This is a genomic window from Sphingobium sp. RSMS (genome assembly GCF_005406185.4).
Lineage (GTDB): Bacteria > Pseudomonadota > Alphaproteobacteria > Sphingomonadales > Sphingomonadaceae > Sphingobium > Sphingobium fuliginis.
In genome coordinates, this window is sequence record NZ_CM191257.1 from 3082501 (window position 1) to 3100313 (window position 17813).

General features: G+C 64.7%; 18 protein-coding genes, 1 tRNA gene and 2 rRNA genes (1 of these 21 running past the window's edge). 10 read left to right on the forward strand and 11 right to left on the reverse strand.

Annotated elements, in window-relative coordinates:
- The 3 genes from EGM87_RS14980 to EGM87_RS14990 all read left to right on the forward strand — a co-directional run.
- A 23S ribosomal RNA gene (locus EGM87_RS14980) occupies positions 1-1142 on the forward strand (it extends 1653 nt beyond the left edge of the window).
- Positions 1143-1307: 165 nt separating this feature from the next.
- A 5S ribosomal RNA gene (gene rrf / locus EGM87_RS14985) occupies positions 1308-1422 on the forward strand.
- Positions 1423-1488: 66 nt separating this feature from the next.
- Positions 1489-1565, forward strand: a tRNA-Met gene (locus EGM87_RS14990).
- Between the two features lie 191 nt (positions 1566-1756).
- On the opposite strand, the gene pgeF is transcribed toward EGM87_RS14990, so the two are convergent.
- A complete protein-coding gene (gene pgeF / locus EGM87_RS14995; protein WP_137709677.1) occupies positions 1757-2518 on the reverse strand; it encodes a peptidoglycan editing factor PgeF in 762 nt (253 codons plus the stop codon).
- 164 nt (positions 2519-2682) lie between these two features.
- Between pgeF and EGM87_RS15000 the strand changes: the two genes are divergently transcribed.
- Positions 2683-4299, forward strand: a complete 1617-nt coding sequence (locus tag EGM87_RS15000; RefSeq protein ID WP_137709676.1) for an amino acid permease — start codon at positions 2683-2685, stop codon at positions 4297-4299.
- 34 nt (positions 4300-4333) lie between these two features.
- On the opposite strand, the gene EGM87_RS15005 is transcribed toward EGM87_RS15000, so the two are convergent.
- Positions 4334-5608 (reverse strand): multidrug effflux MFS transporter, encoded by a 1275-nt coding sequence (locus EGM87_RS15005; RefSeq protein WP_137709675.1) that lies wholly within the window; start codon positions 5606-5608, stop codon positions 4334-4336.
- Positions 5609-5804: 196 nt separating this feature from the next.
- Between EGM87_RS15005 and EGM87_RS15010 the strand changes: the two genes are divergently transcribed.
- A complete protein-coding gene (locus EGM87_RS15010; protein ID WP_044661147.1) occupies positions 5805-6101 on the forward strand; it encodes an SEL1-like repeat protein in 297 nt (98 codons plus the stop codon).
- Between the two features lie 189 nt (positions 6102-6290).
- Here the strand turns inward: EGM87_RS15010 and EGM87_RS15015 are convergent, their stop codons facing one another.
- Genes EGM87_RS15015 through EGM87_RS15035 form a run of 5 tightly spaced genes read right to left on the reverse strand, consistent with a single transcriptional unit; the run spans position 6291 to position 9545 of the window.
- Positions 6291-7436 carry a GNAT family N-acetyltransferase gene (locus tag EGM87_RS15015; protein ID WP_137709674.1) on the reverse strand — a complete coding sequence of 382 codons (1146 nt, stop codon included), beginning with the start codon at positions 7434-7436 and terminating at the stop codon, positions 6291-6293.
- Positions 7429-8154, reverse strand: coding sequence for a glycerophosphodiester phosphodiesterase family protein (locus EGM87_RS15020; RefSeq protein WP_044661149.1), 726 nt, complete (start codon positions 8152-8154; stop codon positions 7429-7431). Before EGM87_RS15020 ends, EGM87_RS15015 begins: the two co-directional genes overlap by 8 nt.
- A complete protein-coding gene (locus EGM87_RS15025) occupies positions 8138-8599 on the reverse strand; it encodes a RidA family protein (RefSeq protein ID WP_066552904.1) in 462 nt (153 codons plus the stop codon). The genes EGM87_RS15020 and EGM87_RS15025 overlap by 17 nt, the downstream gene beginning before the upstream one ends.
- On the reverse strand, positions 8596-9252 hold the full coding sequence (locus EGM87_RS15030; protein ID WP_137709673.1) for an HAD family hydrolase: 657 nt from the start codon (positions 9250-9252) through the stop codon (positions 8596-8598). The genes EGM87_RS15025 and EGM87_RS15030 overlap by 4 nt, the downstream gene beginning before the upstream one ends.
- On the reverse strand, positions 9249-9545 hold the full coding sequence (locus EGM87_RS15035) for a DUF3572 domain-containing protein (RefSeq protein ID WP_044661152.1): 297 nt from the start codon (positions 9543-9545) through the stop codon (positions 9249-9251). The genes EGM87_RS15030 and EGM87_RS15035 overlap by 4 nt, the downstream gene beginning before the upstream one ends.
- A 78-nt stretch (positions 9546-9623) precedes the next feature.
- Between EGM87_RS15035 and EGM87_RS15040 the strand changes: the two genes are divergently transcribed.
- Positions 9624-9986 (forward strand): response regulator, encoded by a 363-nt coding sequence (locus EGM87_RS15040; RefSeq protein ID WP_170825584.1) that lies wholly within the window; start codon positions 9624-9626, stop codon positions 9984-9986.
- 73 nt (positions 9987-10059) lie between these two features.
- On the opposite strand, the gene EGM87_RS15045 is transcribed toward EGM87_RS15040, so the two are convergent.
- Positions 10060-10182 (reverse strand): hypothetical protein, encoded by a 123-nt coding sequence (locus EGM87_RS15045; protein ID WP_255308956.1) that lies wholly within the window; start codon positions 10180-10182, stop codon positions 10060-10062.
- A gap of 2 nt (positions 10183-10184) precedes the next feature.
- Between EGM87_RS15045 and EGM87_RS15050 the strand changes: the two genes are divergently transcribed.
- On the forward strand, positions 10185-12059 hold the full coding sequence (locus EGM87_RS15050) for a PhoX family protein (RefSeq protein ID WP_137709672.1): 1875 nt from the start codon (positions 10185-10187) through the stop codon (positions 12057-12059).
- Positions 12060-12251: 192 nt separating this feature from the next.
- On the opposite strand, the gene metW is transcribed toward EGM87_RS15050, so the two are convergent.
- Both metW and metX read right to left on the reverse strand, forming a co-directional pair.
- Entirely contained in the window at positions 12252-12839 is a 588-nt protein-coding gene (gene metW / locus EGM87_RS15055; protein WP_044661176.1) for a methionine biosynthesis protein MetW, read from the reverse strand.
- The gene (gene metX, locus EGM87_RS15060; RefSeq protein WP_044661175.1) at positions 12836-13987 is read right to left on the reverse strand and encodes a homoserine O-acetyltransferase MetX; all 1152 of its coding nucleotides are present in this window, start codon (positions 13985-13987) and stop codon (positions 12836-12838) included. Before metX ends, metW begins: the two co-directional genes overlap by 4 nt.
- A gap of 57 nt (positions 13988-14044) precedes the next feature.
- On the opposite strand from metX, the gene EGM87_RS15065 reads away from it, so the two are divergent.
- The 3 genes from EGM87_RS15065 to EGM87_RS15075 all read left to right on the forward strand — a co-directional run bounded on the left by EGM87_RS15065 (position 14045) and on the right by EGM87_RS15075 (position 17068).
- On the forward strand, positions 14045-15004 hold the full coding sequence (locus EGM87_RS15065; protein WP_137709671.1) for a 2-hydroxyacid dehydrogenase: 960 nt from the start codon (positions 14045-14047) through the stop codon (positions 15002-15004).
- A gap of 61 nt (positions 15005-15065) precedes the next feature.
- The gene (gene hisC, locus EGM87_RS15070) at positions 15066-16163 is read left to right on the forward strand and encodes a histidinol-phosphate transaminase (protein WP_137709670.1); all 1098 of its coding nucleotides are present in this window, start codon (positions 15066-15068) and stop codon (positions 16161-16163) included.
- Entirely contained in the window at positions 16163-17068 is a 906-nt protein-coding gene (locus EGM87_RS15075; protein ID WP_137709669.1) for a prephenate/arogenate dehydrogenase family protein, read from the forward strand. Before hisC ends, EGM87_RS15075 begins: the two co-directional genes overlap by 1 nt.
- 37 nt (positions 17069-17105) lie before the next feature.
- On the opposite strand, the gene EGM87_RS15080 is transcribed toward EGM87_RS15075, so the two are convergent.
- A complete protein-coding gene (locus EGM87_RS15080) occupies positions 17106-17801 on the reverse strand; it encodes a lysophospholipid acyltransferase family protein (RefSeq protein ID WP_137709668.1) in 696 nt (231 codons plus the stop codon).
- Positions 17802-17813: the final 12 nt, after the last annotated feature.

A 17813-nucleotide genomic window follows, 5' to 3' on the forward strand; every position in this document is an offset into this window, starting at 1 on the left:
CAAGCACTTGTGGGGGGCACAGGCCAGGGGGTAGCGACTGTTTAGCAAAAACACAGGGCTCTGCTAAGTCGGCTTCAAGACGACGTATAGGGCCTGACGCCTGCCCGGTGCCTGAAGGTTAAGAGGAGGAGTGCAAGCTCTGAATTGAAGCCCAGGTAAACGGCGGCCGTAACTATAACGGTCCTAAGGTAGCGAAATTCCTTGTCGGGTAAGTTCCGACCTGCACGAATGGCGTAACGACTTCCCCACTGTCTCCAGGATATGCTCAGCGAAATTGAATTCTCCGTGAAGATGCGGAGTACCCGCGGTTAGACGGAAAGACCCCGTGCACCTTTACTGCAGCTTCAGAGTGGCATTAGGAAAGAACTGTGTAGCATAGGTGGGAGGCTTTGAAGCCGGGACGCCAGTTCCGGTGGAGCCATAGGTGAAATACCACCCTGTTGTTTTCTGATGTCTAACCTCGCACCGTCATCCGGTGCAGGGACCCTCTGTGGCGGGTAGTTTGACTGGGGCGGTCGCCTCCTAAAGAGTAACGGAGGCGCGCGATGGTGGGCTCAGGACGGTTGGAAACCGTCTGTTAGAGTGCAATGGCATAAGCCCGCCTGACTGCGAGACTGACAAGTCGAGCAGAGACGAAAGTCGGTCATAGTGATCCGGTGGTCCCTCGTGGAAGGGCCATCGCTCAACGGATAAAAGGTACGCCGGGGATAACAGGCTGATGATTCCCAAGAGCTCATATCGACGGAATCGTTTGGCACCTCGATGTCGGCTCATCACATCCTGGGGCTGGAGCAGGTCCCAAGGGTTTGGCTGTTCGCCAATTAAAGTGGTACGTGAGCTGGGTTCAGAACGTCGCGAGACAGTTTGGTCCCTATCTGCCGTGGGCGTCGAAATTTGAGAGGAGTTGACCCTAGTACGAGAGGACCGGGTTGAACATGCCTCTGGTGTACCTGTCGTCCTGCCAAGGGCGCAGCAGGGTAGCTATGCATGGACGGGATAACCGCTGAAAGCATCTAAGCGGGAAGCCTCCCTCAAGATAAGATTTCTTCGAGCGGTCGTAGACCACGACCTTGATAGGCCGGATGTAGAAGTGTGGTAACATATGGAGCTAACCGGTCCTAATTGCTCTGATCGCGCCTGAGAGTCCCACCATCAATGACAACACTGGATACAAACCAGCGTCAGCCATCGAGCGTGGTGATCAACCTCATGCCAGATAAACAAACCAACTCATTTGATGACGCGTTTCTCAACCGAAACGCCCAAGTGCACGGCACCGATTAAAACCCGAAGCGCAAGCTCTATTGCTTGGTGACCATAGCGTCTGTGACCCACCCGATCCCTTCCCGAACTCGGACGTGAAACCAGTCTGCGCCGATGGTACTGTGGCTCAAGCCCCGGAAGAGTAGGGCGTCGCCAGGCATTATAGCTCGCGCTTCACATTAACCCATTCGCAATAAATGCGGCCTCCACAGCGATCTCTAGTGTCGCGGGATGGAGCAGCCCGGTAGCTCGTCAGGCTCATAACCTGAAGGTCGTAGGTTCAAATCCTACTCCCGCAACCAGAGGCCGCAATTCAAATGCCATTTCATCAGCCATGAACATGTCCCATCGATCTTTCGGATCGGTGTTGGACTTTCATTGCGTCGACATGCGTGACCTGTTCCCCAAATAGCGTTCCGCCGCAAAATAGCGCGGAAGGCGTGCGCGGAGGTTTGAATCCCGCCACGGTCCTTTGAGCGGCCGATTCCCGCTCCTAATCCTGCAACGCGATCATCGAAATCTGCCGGCCATAGTCGGCTTCTCCCCGATGGCAGGAACGGCGGTAGCTGTAAAAGCGGTCCGGCTGGCCATAGGTGTCCTCGTCCAGCAGTTCGATCTGGCCGATTCCCGCATCTGCCAGCCGCGCAGCTACATAGGCGGCGATGTCGAATTGGCAATGCCCCTCGCGCCCTGCTGAGAAGAAGCGATCATTTTCCGCATCCGCCGCCGCGAAGCGCTCTGCAAAATCCAGGGTCACTTCATAGGATGAGCGCCCGATGCAGGGCCCTATCGCGCAGGCGATCCGGTCGCGCGCGGCACCCAGCGCCTCCATCGCGTCGATCGTCCGATCCGTGACACCGCCCAAGGCGCCCTTCCACCCTGCATGCGCCGCGCCGACGACTCCGGCGGAAGCATCGGCAAACAGCACTGGCACGCAATCGGCAGTGAGAATCCCCAATATCAAACCAGGCCGATCGGTCACCATCGCATCGGCTGCCGGCCGTTCGTCGGCTTCGACAGGCGCCGTGACCGTGACCACATCGGGCGAATGAACCTGGTGGACCGTCACCAGCGCCGCACCCGGCAGCAGCGCGTCGCGGGCGAGATCCCGGTTGCGCAGAACCGCGTCCCGTTCATCCTCCGAACCCAGTCCGACGTTCAGGCCCGCATGAATTCCGGTCGAAACGCCACCGCGCCGCCCTGCGAAACCGTGCAGGACGTCGCCCAAACCCGCAGCCCGCAGCAACTCGACCACGCTTCACTCCTCAACATCGTCATGGGAACCGCTTTTGCACCATGTCCTGAATGCGCAACATACTTGCGCACGGCGGATTAGGCGATAGTCTCCGTTCCATCACAAAAGGGGAGCGGCCGCAACGGTCGCCTGGGCAAAAGACTTCAAAGATAAAGGGCTCCACCATGATTTTCGGGCGCATAAAGCCATTGGATGCCATATTGGCCACGGCCGAGAAGAAATCTCTCGTCCGTACCCTGGGGCCGGTTCAACTGACGCTGTTGGGTGTCGGCGCGATTATCGGCACCGGTATTTTCGTTCTGACCGCCGCCGCCGCGCAAAAGGCCGGGCCGGGCATGATGTGGAGCTTCGTCATCGCGGGCGCCGTCTGCGCCTTCGCGGCGCTCTGCTATTCCGAGATCGCCTCGATGGTACCCGTATCGGGTTCCGCCTATACCTATACCTATGCGGTCGTCGGGGAATTGCTCGCCTGGATGGTGGGCTGGGCGCTGATCCTGGAATATGCGGTCGCGGCCAGCGCCGTTTCGGTGGGCTGGTCCGGTTATTTCATGGGATTGCTCAAAAGCATAACGGGACTTGAACTGCCACAGGCGCTTTCGGCGGGGCCCGTCTGGACGATGAACGGCCTCATCCCGCATGCCGATTTCTCCCATGGCGTCATCAATATTCCCGCCATCGTCGTTGCGCTCGCCGTCACCGCTCTGCTGGTGATCGGCACCACGGAAAGCGCCCGCGTCAATGCCGTGCTCGTCGCCATCAAGGTGACAGCGCTCACTGCCTTCGTCCTCTTGACGCTGCCCGTGCTGGACACCGGCAATTTCTCGCCCTTCGCGCCCAATGGCTGGTTCGGCCCGGAAGGCACAAGCGGCATGGGCATCGTTGGCGCGGCCGCCTCGATCTTCTTCGCCTATGTCGGTTTCGACGCCGTCTCGACCGCGGCGGAGGAAACCAAGAACCCGCAGCGCAACGTGCCCATCGGCCTGATCGGCAGCCTTGCGCTGTGCACCATCTTCTATCTGCTGGTGGCTGGCGGCGCGATCGGCGCCATCGGCGCGCAGCCGGTGCTCGGCCCGGACGGCGCCGTCGTCGCGCCCGGATCGCAGGGTTTCGCCGCCGCCTGCGCCACCGCGGCCCATGCGAAGGACCTTGTCTGCTCCAACGAAGCGCTCGCCCATGTGCTGCGTGAGATCAACTGGACCGTGGTGGGCAATGCCCTGGGCCTTGCCGCCAATCTGGCGCTGCCCTCGGTCATCCTGATGATGATGTTCGGCCAGACCCGCATCTTCTTCGTGATGGCGCGCGACGGCCTGCTGCCGGAAAAGCTGGCCAGCATCCATCCCCGGTTCAAGACGCCCCATGTCGTCACCATGGTGACGGGCGTCTTCGTCGCCATCGGCGCCGCGCTGCTGCCCGTGGGTCAGCTTGCGGACATCTCCAATTCCGGCACGCTCTTCGCCTTCTTCATGGTGTCGATCGCCGTGCTGGTGTTGCGTGTGAAGGAACCGGGCCGCGCCCGTCCTTTCCGCACGCCGCTGGTGTGGGTGATCGCCCCGATGGCGGCCGTCGGCTGCATCTTCCTCTTCTTCAACCTGCCCTTCGATGCCCAGCTGGTCCTGCCGGTCTGGGGCGGCCTCGGCCTCGTGCTTTATTTCATCTATGGCTATCGCAAGAGCCATGTGGGACGCGGCCTGATCGAAACCCACGAACAGGATGCCGGCATTCCGCCTCAGCCCGTGCCGCCTTTGCCGGGCGCGCATACGCCCGGCGGCCGGGACGCCTGATCGACGAAGGGGGGGCGGCCACACCGCCCCCTTTTCAGTGCAGCGGTTCGAATTCCGGATCGCGCAGCGCGCCATGATGGGGGCGCGTGAACAAATTGCCCCGTTCGGCCCAGGCGACGATCAGGAAGGAGATCGAGCCGAACACTGCCAGCCCCAGCGTCAAAGGCAATGTCGTCCCGTCGAAGGCGCGGCCGATCAGGCTGCCCAGCGCGCTCGACACGGCCGTGGTCAGGAACGCCTGGAAGGAGGAGGCGACGCCCGCGCCCCTTGCGAAGGGTTCCATCGAGATCGCGCTGAAATTCGATGCGGTGAAGGCGATGGTCATCATCGTCGCCGCCTGCAGGATCATGAAGCTGACGATGGTTTCGTACCCCGTCAGGATCACCGCCAGATGCGTGACATTGATCGCCACCAGGCAGAGCAGCGCCGTCTGGCTCAACCGCCGCGCACCGAAGCGCGAGACGAGCCGGCTGTTGAGCAGGCTGCCGATCCCCATGCTGCCGGCGATGGCAGCGAAGGCGAAGGGGAAGATCCTCTGCGCCCCGAATATGTCGAAGAAAATTTGCTGTATCGAAAGGATGAAGCCGATCAGGCCACTCATCACGACGCCGCTCGCCAGCATATAGCCGATCGAGGTGCGGGTGCGCAGGATGGTGCCGACCGTGCGGAAAATCGTGCCCGCGCTCATGCGCAGGCGATTTTCGGGCAGCAGCGTTTCCGGCAGGCGCATGCTCATCCACAGCAGGACGGCCGTCGCCAGGATCGCGAGCGCCCAGAAGATCCAGCGCCAGGGCGCGATCCACAATATCGCCTGGCCGAATGTCGGCGCCATGACCGGGATCAGCATGAAAACGGCGAAGATCAGCGACATCACCCGGGCCATCGCATCGCCCCTGAACCGGTCGCGGACGATGCCGACGGTGATCACCCGGCTGGCCCCCGCGAAGAAGCCGGCGCTGGCCCGGCCGACGAGCATCATGGCGAAGCTGTGCGCGCCCGCGCAGGCGATGGAGGCGAGGATGAACAGCGCCATCGCGCTGCCCAGCACCCGCTTTCGCCCATATCGATCGGACAGCACGCCGAACAATAGCGATCCGACCCCCAATCCCATGAAATAGGCGCTGATGATCAACTGCCGGTCATTGGGGTGCGGGACCGAAAGATCCCGGCCGATGTCGGGCAAGGCGGGCAGCATGGGATCGATCGACAGCGCGTTCATCGCCATCAGGCAGGCGCACAGCATCACGAACTCATGGAACGCTATGTCCTTTTTCGGCTGTGCTGCGGCGACGTCGCGTTGATCGGTCATGCCGGTGGCTATAGGGACAATCGCGCGGACGCGCCACCCCTTTAGTGCCTTCGCGGGGCATTGCCTTTGCCGCCCATGGCATCATCGCGGCTCCGATCTATGGTATCTGCCGCGTTAACCATTTTTTATCCGCTGCCGGTGCAGCCTGTCGCTCGTCGAAAACCATCGCGTCGAAATCCATGAGGGGGATTCGGTTATGGCTAATGGACTGAAGAGTGCGCAGTTTCTGATGGAAAGCCGCTTCGCGGGGGCAGCCGACCGAACGGCGGAGGCCTGTTTCGATCTGGGTGTCGCCTATAGCTGTGGCACGGGCGGTCTGCCCGTCGATCTGATCGAAGCGCATAAATGGTTCAATCTCGCTGCGCTCAAGGGCAGCGAGGAAGGGCAGACGATGCGCGCGGAAGTGGCCGGGGAAATGTCGGCGCGCGAAATCGCCGAAGCGCAGCGGCAGGCGCGTGCGCTGATCGCCGCGACGCAATTGCGGGCTGCCTAGGCATTTCCAGCAGGGGCATCGCCCGATCGCCCGGAAATGGCGACAAGGCAAAAGCCTGGGGCGGCCGCGCCGATGCAAACGGATCGGTGCGATGATCCCACCGGGAAATAACGGGGCTACTCTCCAGCCTTTGCAGGAGTACGGGGCGCCTTTGATCGGACCTGACCGTCTGCCCACAGCGCCTTTGCATCAGTCCGGCCGTGCCTCGCCCTTTCGAAAGGGTGTCCTTTCGGTCAGCCACATCCTGTCGCGCTGCACGCCCTGCCGCTCTGCCGCCAGGAAGTCGGCAACGGCGCGGCGGAAGCTGGCATTGGGTATGAAATGCGCGGAAAAGGTCGGTTCCGGCGCATAGCCGCGCGCCAGCTTGTGGCCACCCTGTGCGCCAGCCTCCACCCGTTTCAGCCGGCGGGCGATGGCGATGTCGATCGCCTGATAATAGCATAGCTCGAAATGCAGATTGGGCACGTCCTCGGTACAGCCCCAATAGCGTCCATAGAGCGTATCCGCGCCGATCAGGTTGAGCGCGCCGGCGATCGGTTGCCCATGCCGCAGCGCCAGCACCAGCAGCACCCGGTCCGCCATGCTTTCCCCCAGCATGGAGAAGAAGGCGCGGGTCAGATAGGGGCGCCCCCATTTGCGCGCGCCGGTATCCTGGTAGAAGGTCCAGAATATGTCCCAATGCGCCTCGGTCAGCGCGGCGCCGGTCAGGTGGACGATCTCCAGCCCCTCGACCGCCCTTTCACGTTCCTTGCGGATATTCTTGCGCTTGGCGCTCGACAGGTCGGCCAGGAAGTCGCCGAAATCGCCATAGCCGCGATTGGTCCAGTGGAACTGGCTGTCTTCCCGGATCAGCCAGCCCGCCGCCTCGAACAGCGGCACCTGCTCCGGCGCGATGAAGGTCGCATGGGCGGAGGACAGCTCATTCTGCTGCACCACCGCCTCGATCCCGGCGATCAGCGCCGGGGCGAGGGTTTCGTCGCGCAGCAGCAGCCGGGGGCCCGGCACCGGCGAAAAGGGCGCGGCGATCTGGATCTTCGGATAATATTGCCCGCCGGCCCGCTCCCAGGCATCGGCCCAGCCATGGTCGAACACATATTCGCCCTGGCTATGGGTCTTGCCATAGAGCGGCGCAGCGCCGGCGATCCGCCCATCCGGCCCGTCGATGACCAGCGGCAGGGGCTGCCAGCCGCTATTTCCGCCGACGCTGCCGGACCGTTCCAGCGCCGTCAGGAAATCCCAGCTCATGAAGGGATTGGCATCCCCCGCGCAGGCATCCCACTCGTCGCGCGGCAATTCGGCCACGCCCTGGGCAAGGCGCGCCACGCACTCAGTCATGCGACCGCTCGAAGATGATCTGGTCCGCGTGCAGCGCCGCGCGGGCACGCTGCTCCTCGCCACGCACCGTCCATGTCAGCACGGGCAGGCCCCTCCGGCGGGCGTCAACGGATAAGGAGGAAGGCAGGTCGCGAATGTCACAGGCGATAAAATCGGGTTTCGCCGCCCAAAGTGCAAGGGCGCGCCCGATTCTATCGCGCCAGCCGCGCTTGCCCTGCTCCGTAATCACCAGCCCGCGCGCGACCATGGGACGGTGACGCCGGAACCAGCGCATCGCCACGGGATTGAAGGACATGACGGCCGCCGGCGTCTTGGGCCGCCGCGCGAGATCGTCGGCAACCGCTACGCAGATCGGTTCGACATGCCGCCCGTCCACCTTGATCTCGATGAGCAGCGGAACGTCCGTCCCGCACAGGTCGAGCAGAGCGCGAAGGCGGGGAACGCCGCCGCCGTCCGGCAGCATCAGCCGGTCTATCGCCCCGGCATCATGATCCTGCACAGCCCCATTCTCGCCCGTCATGCGGCGCAGCACGGCGTCGTGGAAGACAATCGCCACATTATCGCGGCTGAGGCGGACATCGCATTCGATGCCGAAACCGCCGGCGATGGCGGCCGCGAAAGCCGCCATGCCGTTCTCGCTGATCCGGCCCCCATGCAGCCCGCGATGGGCGAAGGGGCGGGCGATCAGGAAGGGGAAGGCGTCAGGCCGGGCGGACAAGGACGATCGCGTCGATCTCGACCACCGCGCCCAGCGGCAGCACCGGCACGCCCACCGCGCTGCGGGCATGCTTGCCCGCGTCCCCGAAGACCTCGACCATCAGTTCGGACGCGCCATTGGCGACCTTGGGCTGGTCGGTGAATTCGGGCGTGCTGCTGATGAAGGCGCCCAGCTTCACGATCCGTTCGACCCGGTCCAGGCTGCCGAGCGCCGCCTTCATCTGGGCGATCAGGTTGAGGCCGCAGGCCCGCGCCGCCTTGACGCCATAGTCGAGGTCGCGATCCTCGCCCAGCCGGCCCGTCATCAACTGGCCGTCGGACAGCGAGATCTGCCCGGAGATATGCAGCAGGCCATTCGCTTCCACCGCCGCAACATAGGCGGCGACCGGCGCGGCGGCAGCGGGCAGGGTGATGCCCAATTCGGTCAGGCGGGCTTCGATGCTCATGCGGATGCTCCTTGAGTGGTCTGTAAGGTTTCGGGCGCCGGACCCTCGGCCAATCGGGCCGTGATCCAGGTTTCGGCGGCCGCCCAGTCGTCGATCCGGGCGTGGGCCCGCGGCGCGGCGGCTATCGTGCTGGCGATCTCCGGCTCACCCACCATGTGCAGGCGCCAGACGCCCGGCGCATGATCCGCCACCGAGCCATGATGCTCGGCCAGGTCGTCGATGAACAGGGCGACGCTGGGCCGGCGCTCCGCGACGATGGCGGCCAGCGGCTGACCCTTGCCGCCCTGGTTCCAATAGACGGTGAAGGGGAGGCCATGGGTCGCGAGCTGCTCCTCCCTCTGCCGGTGATGCCGCTCCGTGATATTGGTGAGGACAACGATGTCCGCGATCCCGCTCAGGCGGCGCATCGCCTCCACCGCCCCGGCGATCGGCGTCTGGCGATGCATTTCCGTATCGAAGAAACCGATCAGCAATTCCCACACCAGCGCGCGCTCCAGCGGCTGGCCGCTGTCCTTGTGCCGCAGCGCCCCGCCAAAGCCGCGCTCACGCATGTCGAAATGGACATTGTGGTTCTCGTCCAGCCATTGCCGGAAGGGCACCACCATATGCAGCAGCACCTCGTCGCAGTCGGTGATGATCAGGGGGCGGGTCATGCGATCAGGGACTCCCTTGCGGCGATCAGCGCCTCCGGCCTGCTGTCGATGCTTTCGGCACAGGCGATCAGATCCGGCTCATGATCGGCCAGGAAGCCCAGCACCGCACTCAATATCGCCGGATCGCCCACGCCGTTCCTCAACGTATCGGCGTCCAGCCCGGTCAGCGCCAGCAGCCGGTCGGCGCGGCGATCGTCCGCCAGTGTCCAGGCCAGCGCCATCAGGGCCAGAACGGATGGCTCCCGGGTCTCGTCTGGGATATGTTGCTTGCCATGGTTAATGTCGGGACGCATGATTGATCTCAACGAAGGGCGGGCCTAGGGGGACGCACTTCCATTATGTTTGCGGATTTCTCCAAACGCGGGTGACTGGTGGCAAAGCGCGTGCTCGTTGTCGAGGACAACGAACTCAATCTCAAACTTTTTTGTGACCTGCTGCGCGCGCACGGGCATGAGGTGCTGCCGCTGCGCGACGGGCGTGACCTGCTGGCGCAGGCGCGCGAATTCCATCCGGACCTGGTGATCACCGACATTCACCTGCCGCATATCAGCGGGCTCGACCTCATCATCTCGCTGAAGCGGGACGCGCAATTGTCGTCGGTGCCGATCATGGCGGTCACCGCCTATGCGGGCCATGGCGATGAGGAACGGATTCGCGGGGCAGGCGCGCAGGCCTATGTGTCCAAGCCGATTTCCGTGCTGCGCTTCATAGAGCAGGTGAACGCTCTGCTCTAGGGCGCGGGTTTGCCCGTTGCGGCCATGAAATCCTCCCTCTCCGCCGCCTGAAGCCGGGATTGTCACCGCCCGGTCATACAGCTTTCATCGATCCGTCTCCCTTTTGCAGCCATGTCGTCACGCGGCTCTGCCATGCCGCCGTCGCCAAGGGCGCGGCGTTCAGCCGACAGCCCGGATTGTACACAGGGGTATTCATCCATGTCTCATCTGACCGACGAGGCGCGCGCGGCTTTCCGCGATGCGCAGCCCAAGATCACTGCCGGCGAAGACAGCCTGGAATCGATCGTTGCCGCCAATCCGGCGCGCCGCACCGTGCTGAAGAACGGCCTGCTCGGCCTTTCCATGCTGCCGATTCTGGGTGCGCTCACGGCCTGCGGCGACGATGACGATTCCGGCTCGCCGACACCCACGCCCACGCCGACGCCAGCCCCGGCGCCCAGCTACGCCATCAACTTCGCACCGGTCGCGATCAACGGCAACGACACGGTCACGGTTCCCGCCGGCTACACCGTCGATGTGCTGCTGAAAGCAGGCGACTCGGTCGAAACCGGCACCGCCTATGCCCCCGGCAGCTTCCCCGGCAGCGCGGCCCAGACCAATTTCTGGGCGGGCGGCAATCATGACGGCATGGAATTTTTCGAACTGTCGGGCGTCGACCCGAACAGCGGCGGCCTGCTGGCGATCAACCATGAACTGCCGGATTACAACATCCTCTTTTCCAGCGGCGCCTATAATGCCGCCACCGCCACGGCCGACCAGAAGGCCATCGCCCTGTCGGCGGTCGGCGTTTCCGTCGTGGAGGTCGCCAAGGGCACGGACGGCAAGTTCGCGGTCAAGGCGGGCTCGCGTTTCAACAAGCGCTATAGCGGCAACACGGACTATCGCGTCGGCGGCCCCGCCGCGGGCCTGCTCTCCCCGACCATCCGCGGCACGCTCAACAACTGCTCCTCGGGCCGCACGCCCTGGGGCACCTATCTGACCTGCGAGGAGACGACCAACAACTATCTCGACCCGACGCAGCCCAACAACAATTATGGCTGGGTGGTAGAGATCGACCCCTATCAGGAACTGGCCGCGCCGACCAAGCGCACCGCCATGGGCCGCTTCTCCCATGAGAATACCACCTATATGGACGATGCCAACAACCGCGTCGCCTTCTATATGGGCGACGATTCGACGCCGGGATGCATCTACAAATTCGTGCCCGACCGCGCCTACAGCACCGGCAACCGCGCGTCGAACATCGACATGCTCGACTATGGCACGCTTTATGTGGCGCGCTTCAACGCGGATGGTACGGGTGAATGGCGGGCGCTGGTGCAGGGGCAGAATGGCCTGGTCGCCAATGCCTCCGACCCGGGCAATGTCAGCCAGTCGACCACCCCGCCGACCCCCACGACGGTCAGCTTCAACAGTACGGCCGATGTGCTCATCAACGCCCAGTCGGCGGCGCGCGTCGCCGGCGGTACGCTGATGGACCGGCCGGAATGGATCACGGTCGCGCCGAACCGCCAAGCGATCTTCGTCACGCTCACCAACAATAGCAGCCGCCGCGTCACCGATAACCCCAATCCGCGCACGACCAACCTGCACGGTCATATCCTGAAGTTCCGCGAAAATGGCGATTCGCCGCTGGCGACCCGCTTCACCTGGGAAGTCTTCCTGCTGGCGGGCAATCCCAATCTGGCCGAAGCGAACCTGAAGGGGAACATCAGCGGCGATTATTTCTCCAGCCCCGATGGCCTCCGCATCGATCCGCAGGGCCGCCTGTGGGTCCAGACCGATCATAATCTCACCGGCAATGCGGGCACGCTGAACGGTGCGGCGGTCAACATGACCCAGGCCTTCGGCAACAATTCGATGTACCATGTCGACCAGACGAGCAAGGCATCCAAGCGCTTCCTGGTCGGTCCCGTGGGTTGCGAGATCACCGGCATCGCCTATACGCCGGACCTCAAGAGCTTCTTCATCAACATCCAGCATCCGACCGGCAACTGGCCGGTATCGGGGCAGCAGCCACGCTCCTCGACCATCGTGGTGCGCCGTACGGATGGCCAGCCGGTCGGTAATTGATCGATCCGGCTTGGCGGATTTTGGCCAAATCCAAGACATTCCCCTCCCGTAAACGGGAGGGGTTAGGGGTGGGCGCGAGCGCAGCGAGCTTCCAGCTTAGGCGTTGAAAATTCACGCAGATGCCGCGCCAGCCCACCCCCTAGCCCCCTCCCGCCTGTGGGAGGGGGGATGTCCTGATTCCACCCCTCCCGCTTACCGCCGCAGCAGAAACACCGCATGTTCCGCGAACAGATTGGCGTTCGCATGGGTGGTTTCCCGGTCGCCCTTCAGGAACCATTGGCCGTCTATGGTCCAGCCGCGATCCTTCACCAGGGCGCGGAAATCGTCGACCGTGACATGGTGGATGTTGAGCGTATCGTACCATGTGTCGGGCAGCAGGCGCGTCACCGGCATGCGCCCGCCCCAGAACAGCGACAGCCGCCCGCGCCAATGGGCGAAATTGGGGAAGGATACGAAGGCCTGACGGCCAATGCGCAGCAGTTCCTCCACCACGCGGTCCGGGCGTCGGGTGGTCTGGAGCGTCTGGCTCAAGATCGCATAGTCGAAGCTGGCTTCGGGATAAGTGACAAGGTCGGTGTCGGCGTCCCCCTGCACCACCGAAAGTCCCCGGCCAACGGCGGCGGCGACATTGTGCGGGTCGATTTCAAGGCCGCGCGCGTCGACCCGTTTGGTGTCGCGCAGCGCCGCCATCAGCGCGCCGTCGCCGCAGCCCACGTCCAGCACCCGCGCGCCGGGGGTCACGGTACGGGCGATCAGGGCGAGGTCGGGACGCAGGCTCATGCGCGGCCGCCCTTCAGGAAGCCGTCCACCACCCGGTTCAGTTCCGGGCATTCCAGCAGGAAGGCGTCATGGCCGAACGGGCTGGAGAGTTCGACGAAGCTCGCCTGCGCGCCGCCGGCATTGAGCGCGTGGACGATCAGGCGGGATTCCGCCGTGGGATAGAGCCAGTCCGTGTCGAAGCTGACGAGGCAGAAACGCGCCCTGGATGCCGTAAAGGCCTTGGCAAGGCTGCCGCCATGATCCTCCGCAATGTCATAATAGTCCATGGCGCGGGTGATGTAGAGATAGCTGTTGGCGTCGAACCGCTCGACGAAGCTCAGCCCCTGGTGGCGCAGATAGGATTCCACCTGGAAATCGGCGTCGAAGCCGAAGGTCTTGGACCCATTCGGGTTTTCCGGGCGCCCCTGAAGACGACGCCCGAATTTCTCCGTGAGGCCCGCTTCGGAAAGATAGGTGATGTGCGCGGCCATGCGCGCCACCGCCAGGCCCGCGCTGGGGATCGCGCCGTCCGCATAATAGTCGCCGCCGCGCCAGTTGGGGTCGGCCATGATCGCCTGCCGCCCGACTTCGTGGAAGGCGATGTTCTGGGCGCTGTGTCGCGCCGTGGAGGCGATGACGACGCAGCTTTCGACACGTTCCGGATAAAGGGTGGGCCAGATCAGCGCCTGCATGCCGCCCATGGAACCGCCGATCACGGCATGAAGCCGGTCCACGCCCAGATGATCGAGCAGCATCGCCTGGGCGCGGACCATGTCGGCGATGGTGATCACCGGAAAGCGCATCGCATGGGGATCGCCGGTCGCGGGGTCCAGGCTGGCAGGCCCGCTGGAGCCCATGCAACTGCCGATGACATTGGCGCAGACGATGAAATGACGGGCGGGGTCGACCGGCTTCCCCTCCCCCACCAGCCGCCACCACCAACCGGGCTTGCCGGTGACGGGATGGTCCGACGCGACATATTGGTCGCCGGTCAGCGCGTGGCAGATGAGGATGACGTTGGAACGGTCCGCGTTCATCCGCCCATAGGTTTCATAGGCGATGTCCACCGGCCCCAGCGCGGCTCCGCTGTCCAGCCGCAGCGGGCCGGGCAGCCGCGCCTGCCGGCGCAGGCCGAAACGGGTGTCATCGGGAAAGGACGCGCTGGCCATATCGGTTCGGGCTAGGACCGGGGCCGGGCTCTGTCAATCGGCCCTTCCTTCGCCTAGATGACTGGCATGACCGACCATTCTGCCATCCCCATCCTGACCTATGGCCCGCTCTATCCCTATCTGGACGACGGGCTGGCACGGCGCTTTGCGGTTCACGCCCTTGCGGCGGATGCCGATCCGGATGCGCTGCCGCCCGAAGCGCGGGAGGCGCGGGCGCTGGTATCCTTCGGATCGGTCGGCGCCTCCGCGGCGATCATGGACGCCCTGCCGAAGCTGGAGATGATCGGGCTGTTTTCGGTTGGCTATGACAAGGTCGATGTCGATCATGCACGGGCAAAGGGCATCCGCGTCACCAATACGCCGGACGTGCTGACCGATGACGTGGCCGACCTGGCGGTGGGGCTGCTCTATGCGACGGTGCGCAATATCGCGGCCAATGACCGGATGGTGCGGGCCGGGGACTGGGCGCGGGGCGTGAAGCCGCCGCTGTGCGGGCGCGTGACGGGCAAGCGGATCGGGATTTTGGGACTGGGCCGGATCGGGCGCGCCATCGCCCGGCGGCTGGAGCCGGTGGCGGGGGAGATTATCTACCACAGCCGGCGGGCGGTGGCGGATACGACCTGTCGCTATGTGGCCGATCCGCTGGATTTCGCGCGGCAGAGCGATGTCGTCATTGTCGCGACCTCCGGCGGGCCGGAGGCGCGCGGGCTGGTCGATGCGGCGATGCTGGATGCGCTGGGCCCCGAGGGCGTGATCATCAACATCAGCCGGGGCAGCGTGATCGATGAGGACGCGCTGGTGGCGGCGCTGGGGGAAAGACGGATCGCGGGCGCGGGTCTCGACGTGTTCGCGAACGAGCCGCATGTGCCGGAAGCGCTGTTGGCGATGGATCATGTGGTGCTGCAACCGCATCAGGGCAGCGCGACCGTCGAGACGCGCAAGGCGATGGCCGATCTGGTGCTGGCCAATCTGGATGCCTGGGCGGCGGGCGAGCCCCTGCTGACCCCCGTGGTGTGAGAAGCGGGCGCCCGCATCCAAGCGCTTTGCGTTTCGCTTCGATGACGCTAAAGCGCGGCGCATGACAAAGCCTGCCCCCAAAGACTGGATCCTCGGCATTTCGCCCTATGTTCCCGGCAAGTCGGCCGCCGATGACGGGCGACCGCTGGTGAAGCTGTCCGCCAATGAAAATCCGCTGGGCACCGGGGAAGCGGCGCGGGCCGCGCTGGTCGCGGCAACGGCGGATCTGGCGACCTATCCCGATCCCGGCGCAGCCAGGCTGCGCGAGGCGATCGCGGCGGCGCATGGGCTGGACCCGGCGCGGGTGATCTACGGCACGGGGTCGGACGAATTGCTGCACATCGCGGCGAGCGCCTATGCCGGGCCGGGGGATGAGGTGCTCTACGTCCGCTACGGCTTTTCGGTGTACGACATCGCGGCGCGGCGCGTGGGGGCGACGCCGGTCATCGCGCCGGACGCCGATTATGCGACCGATGTGGATGCGCTGCTCGCGGCGGTGACGGAGAAGACCAAGGTCGTCTTCCTCGCCAACCCCAACAACCCGACCGGCACCATGACGTCGCGGGAAGAGATTGCGCGGCTGCATGCCGGTCTGCGGCCCGACATATTGTTCGTGCTGGATCAGGCCTATGCCGAATATCTGGACGCGGACGAGGATGATGGCGGGCTGGAACTGGCGAAGAATGCCGCCAATATGTTCGTGACCCGGACATTTTCGAAGATTTACGGGCTTGCCGCCGAGCGGATCGGCTGGGGCTATGCCAGCGCAGAGGTGATCGACGTGCTGCATCGCATCCGCGCGCCGTTCAACGTGACGACGGCCGGGCAGGCCGCTGCGGTGGCGGCGATCGAGGACGCCGCCTGGGTCGAGGCGAGCCGGACACATAACCGGCAATGGCGCGAATGGCTGGCGGGCGAGATCGCCGCGCTGTCCAACCATGGGCTGCGCGCCGTGCCGAGCAAGGCGAATTTCCTGCTCATCCTGTTCGACGGCCGGCTGACGGCCGAGGCGGCGATGAAGGGCCTGTGGGACGAAGGCTTCGCCACCCGCTGGCTGCCGGGGCAGGGTCTGCCCAACGGTCTGCGCATCACCATCGGCACCGAGGATCAGATGCGCAAGGTCGCGGCCAAGCTGCGCGCCATGGCGGAAGCGGCCTGATGCTGCCATTCTCGCGCGTCACGATCATTGGGCTGGGCCTGATCGGCTCCTCGCTGGCGCGGGCGATCCGCGAAGCCATGCCGACCGTTCGGGTGACGGGCCATGATGCCGATGCCGGCGTGCGGGAGATCGCGCGGGCCATCGATCTGTGCGACGACGTGACCGATACGGCGGGCGCTTCGGTGACGGATGCCGATCTGGTCGTGCTGTGCGTGCCGGTGCGGGCCATGGGCGCGGCGGCGGCGGAGATTGCCGACGATCTGCCTGCGGAGGCGATCATCAGCGATGTCGGCTCCTGCAAGGCCGATGTGCTGGCGCAGTTGAACATTGCCTTGCCCGGGCGCACGGTCATTCCCGCCCATCCCGTCGCGGGCACGGAGAATAGCGGGCCGGAAGCGGGCTTCGCCTCCCTGTTCCGGGGCCGCTGGTGCATCGTGACGCCGCCCGCCGACGCCGATCCGGCGGCGGTCGAGCGCGTGTCGGAGCTGTGGCGGCGCGTCGGCGCGGATGTCGAGACGATGGACCCGGCGCATCACGATCTGGTGCTGGCGGTGACCAGCCATTTGCCGCACCTCATCGCCTATACCATCGTCGGCACGGCCAGCGATCTGGAGAATGTGACCCAGTCGGAAGTCATCAAATATTCCGCGGGCGGCTTCCGCGACTTCACCCGCATCGCCGCGTCCGATCCGACCATGTGGCGCGACGTGTTCCTGGCGAACAAGGATGCGGTGCTGGAGATGCTCCAGCGCTTTTCGGAGGATCTGTCGGCCTTGCAGCGGGCGATCCGCTGGAATGACGGGGATGCGCTGTTCAACCTGTTCACCCGCACGCGGGCGATCCGGCGGTCGATCATCGAACAGGGGCAGGACGATCCCAAGCCCGACTTCGGGCGTTCGCATTGATTCGGGCGTTCGCCTGCCTTCGCAGGAGCATATCGGCCTATAAAGGCTCGTTCAGCGCATTGATGGCCGCATGGACGCGAACTTCCGCTTCCCGTCGATCCAGGCCGGGCGGAACGATCTCGCCCACCTTGTAAGTGATCGTGCCGCTGCGCTTCATGAACTTGCCGCGGGGCGAGACGCGGCCGCTGTCGACCGCGACGGGCACGACCGGCAGGCCCAGCAGCACGTAGAGCCCCGCGAAACCGGCGCGCAAGGGCGGGCTTTCGCCATGGGGAACGCGGGTGCCTTCGGGGAAGAGGCAGATGGCGCGGCCCTCCGCCGTGGCGGCCTTGGCGGCGGCGCGCAGGGCGCGCAGCGCGCTCGCCCCGGCGCTGCGTTCGATGGGGATCAGGCCATAGCGGCGGGCGATGCGGCCCCAGAGCGGAATGTCGAACAGCTCACGCTTGGCGGCGATGGCGGGACGATCCAGCAGGCAGAGCAGGTCGATCGTCTCGAACATCGATTCATGCTTGAGGATGTAGAGATAGGGACCGTCCTCCAGCCTTCCCTCGACCCGGACCTTCTGCCCCAGCAGCCAGCGCGCGCAGCCGCGATGAAAGCGGCTCCACGCAGTGGCGACGCGGGGAATGGAGCGGGGCGCGACCAGATTGACCGCCATGGCCGCAAGGACGAACAGCAGCGATCCCGGATAGAAGATCGACATGAAGGCGAGGGATCGCAGCGCGGTCAGCATTCCGGGTGAACC

What these genes read in the sequence shown, in the direction of transcription:
- metW (WP_044661176.1), bottom strand. Translation starts at nt 12,839, where the DNA reads ATGAGCCTGCGTCCCGACCTCGCCCTGATCGCCCGTACCGTGACCCCC.
- metX (WP_044661175.1), bottom strand. Translation starts at nt 13,987, where the DNA reads ATGGCCAGCGCGTCCTTTCCCGATGACACCCGTTTCGGCCTGCGCCGG.
- EGM87_RS15015 (WP_137709674.1), bottom strand. Translation starts at nt 7,436, where the DNA reads ATGACTGAGTGCGTGGCGCGCCTTGCCCAGGGCGTGGCCGAATTGCCG.
- EGM87_RS15010 (WP_044661147.1), top strand. Translation starts at nt 5,805, where the DNA reads ATGGCTAATGGACTGAAGAGTGCGCAGTTTCTGATGGAAAGCCGCTTC.
- EGM87_RS15035 (WP_044661152.1), bottom strand. Translation starts at nt 9,545, where the DNA reads ATGCGTCCCGACATTAACCATGGCAAGCAACATATCCCAGACGAGACC.
- EGM87_RS15065 (WP_137709671.1), top strand. Translation starts at nt 14,045, where the DNA reads ATGACTGGCATGACCGACCATTCTGCCATCCCCATCCTGACCTATGGC.
- EGM87_RS15045 (WP_255308956.1), bottom strand. Translation starts at nt 10,182, where the DNA reads ATGAATACCCCTGTGTACAATCCGGGCTGTCGGCTGAACGCCGCGCCC.
- EGM87_RS15005 (WP_137709675.1), bottom strand. Translation starts at nt 5,608, where the DNA reads ATGACCGATCAACGCGACGTCGCCGCAGCACAGCCGAAAAAGGACATA.
- EGM87_RS15050 (WP_137709672.1), top strand. Translation starts at nt 10,185, where the DNA reads ATGTCTCATCTGACCGACGAGGCGCGCGCGGCTTTCCGCGATGCGCAG.
- EGM87_RS15080 (WP_137709668.1), bottom strand. Translation starts at nt 17,801, where the DNA reads ATGCTGACCGCGCTGCGATCCCTCGCCTTCATGTCGATCTTCTATCCG.
- EGM87_RS15000 (WP_137709676.1), top strand. Translation starts at nt 2,683, where the DNA reads ATGATTTTCGGGCGCATAAAGCCATTGGATGCCATATTGGCCACGGCC.
- EGM87_RS15025 (WP_066552904.1), bottom strand. Translation starts at nt 8,599, where the DNA reads ATGAGCATCGAAGCCCGCCTGACCGAATTGGGCATCACCCTGCCCGCT.
- EGM87_RS15075 (WP_137709669.1), top strand. Translation starts at nt 16,163, where the DNA reads ATGCTGCCATTCTCGCGCGTCACGATCATTGGGCTGGGCCTGATCGGC.
- EGM87_RS15030 (WP_137709673.1), bottom strand. Translation starts at nt 9,252, where the DNA reads ATGACCCGCCCCCTGATCATCACCGACTGCGACGAGGTGCTGCTGCAT.
- hisC (WP_137709670.1), top strand. Translation starts at nt 15,066, where the DNA reads ATGACAAAGCCTGCCCCCAAAGACTGGATCCTCGGCATTTCGCCCTAT.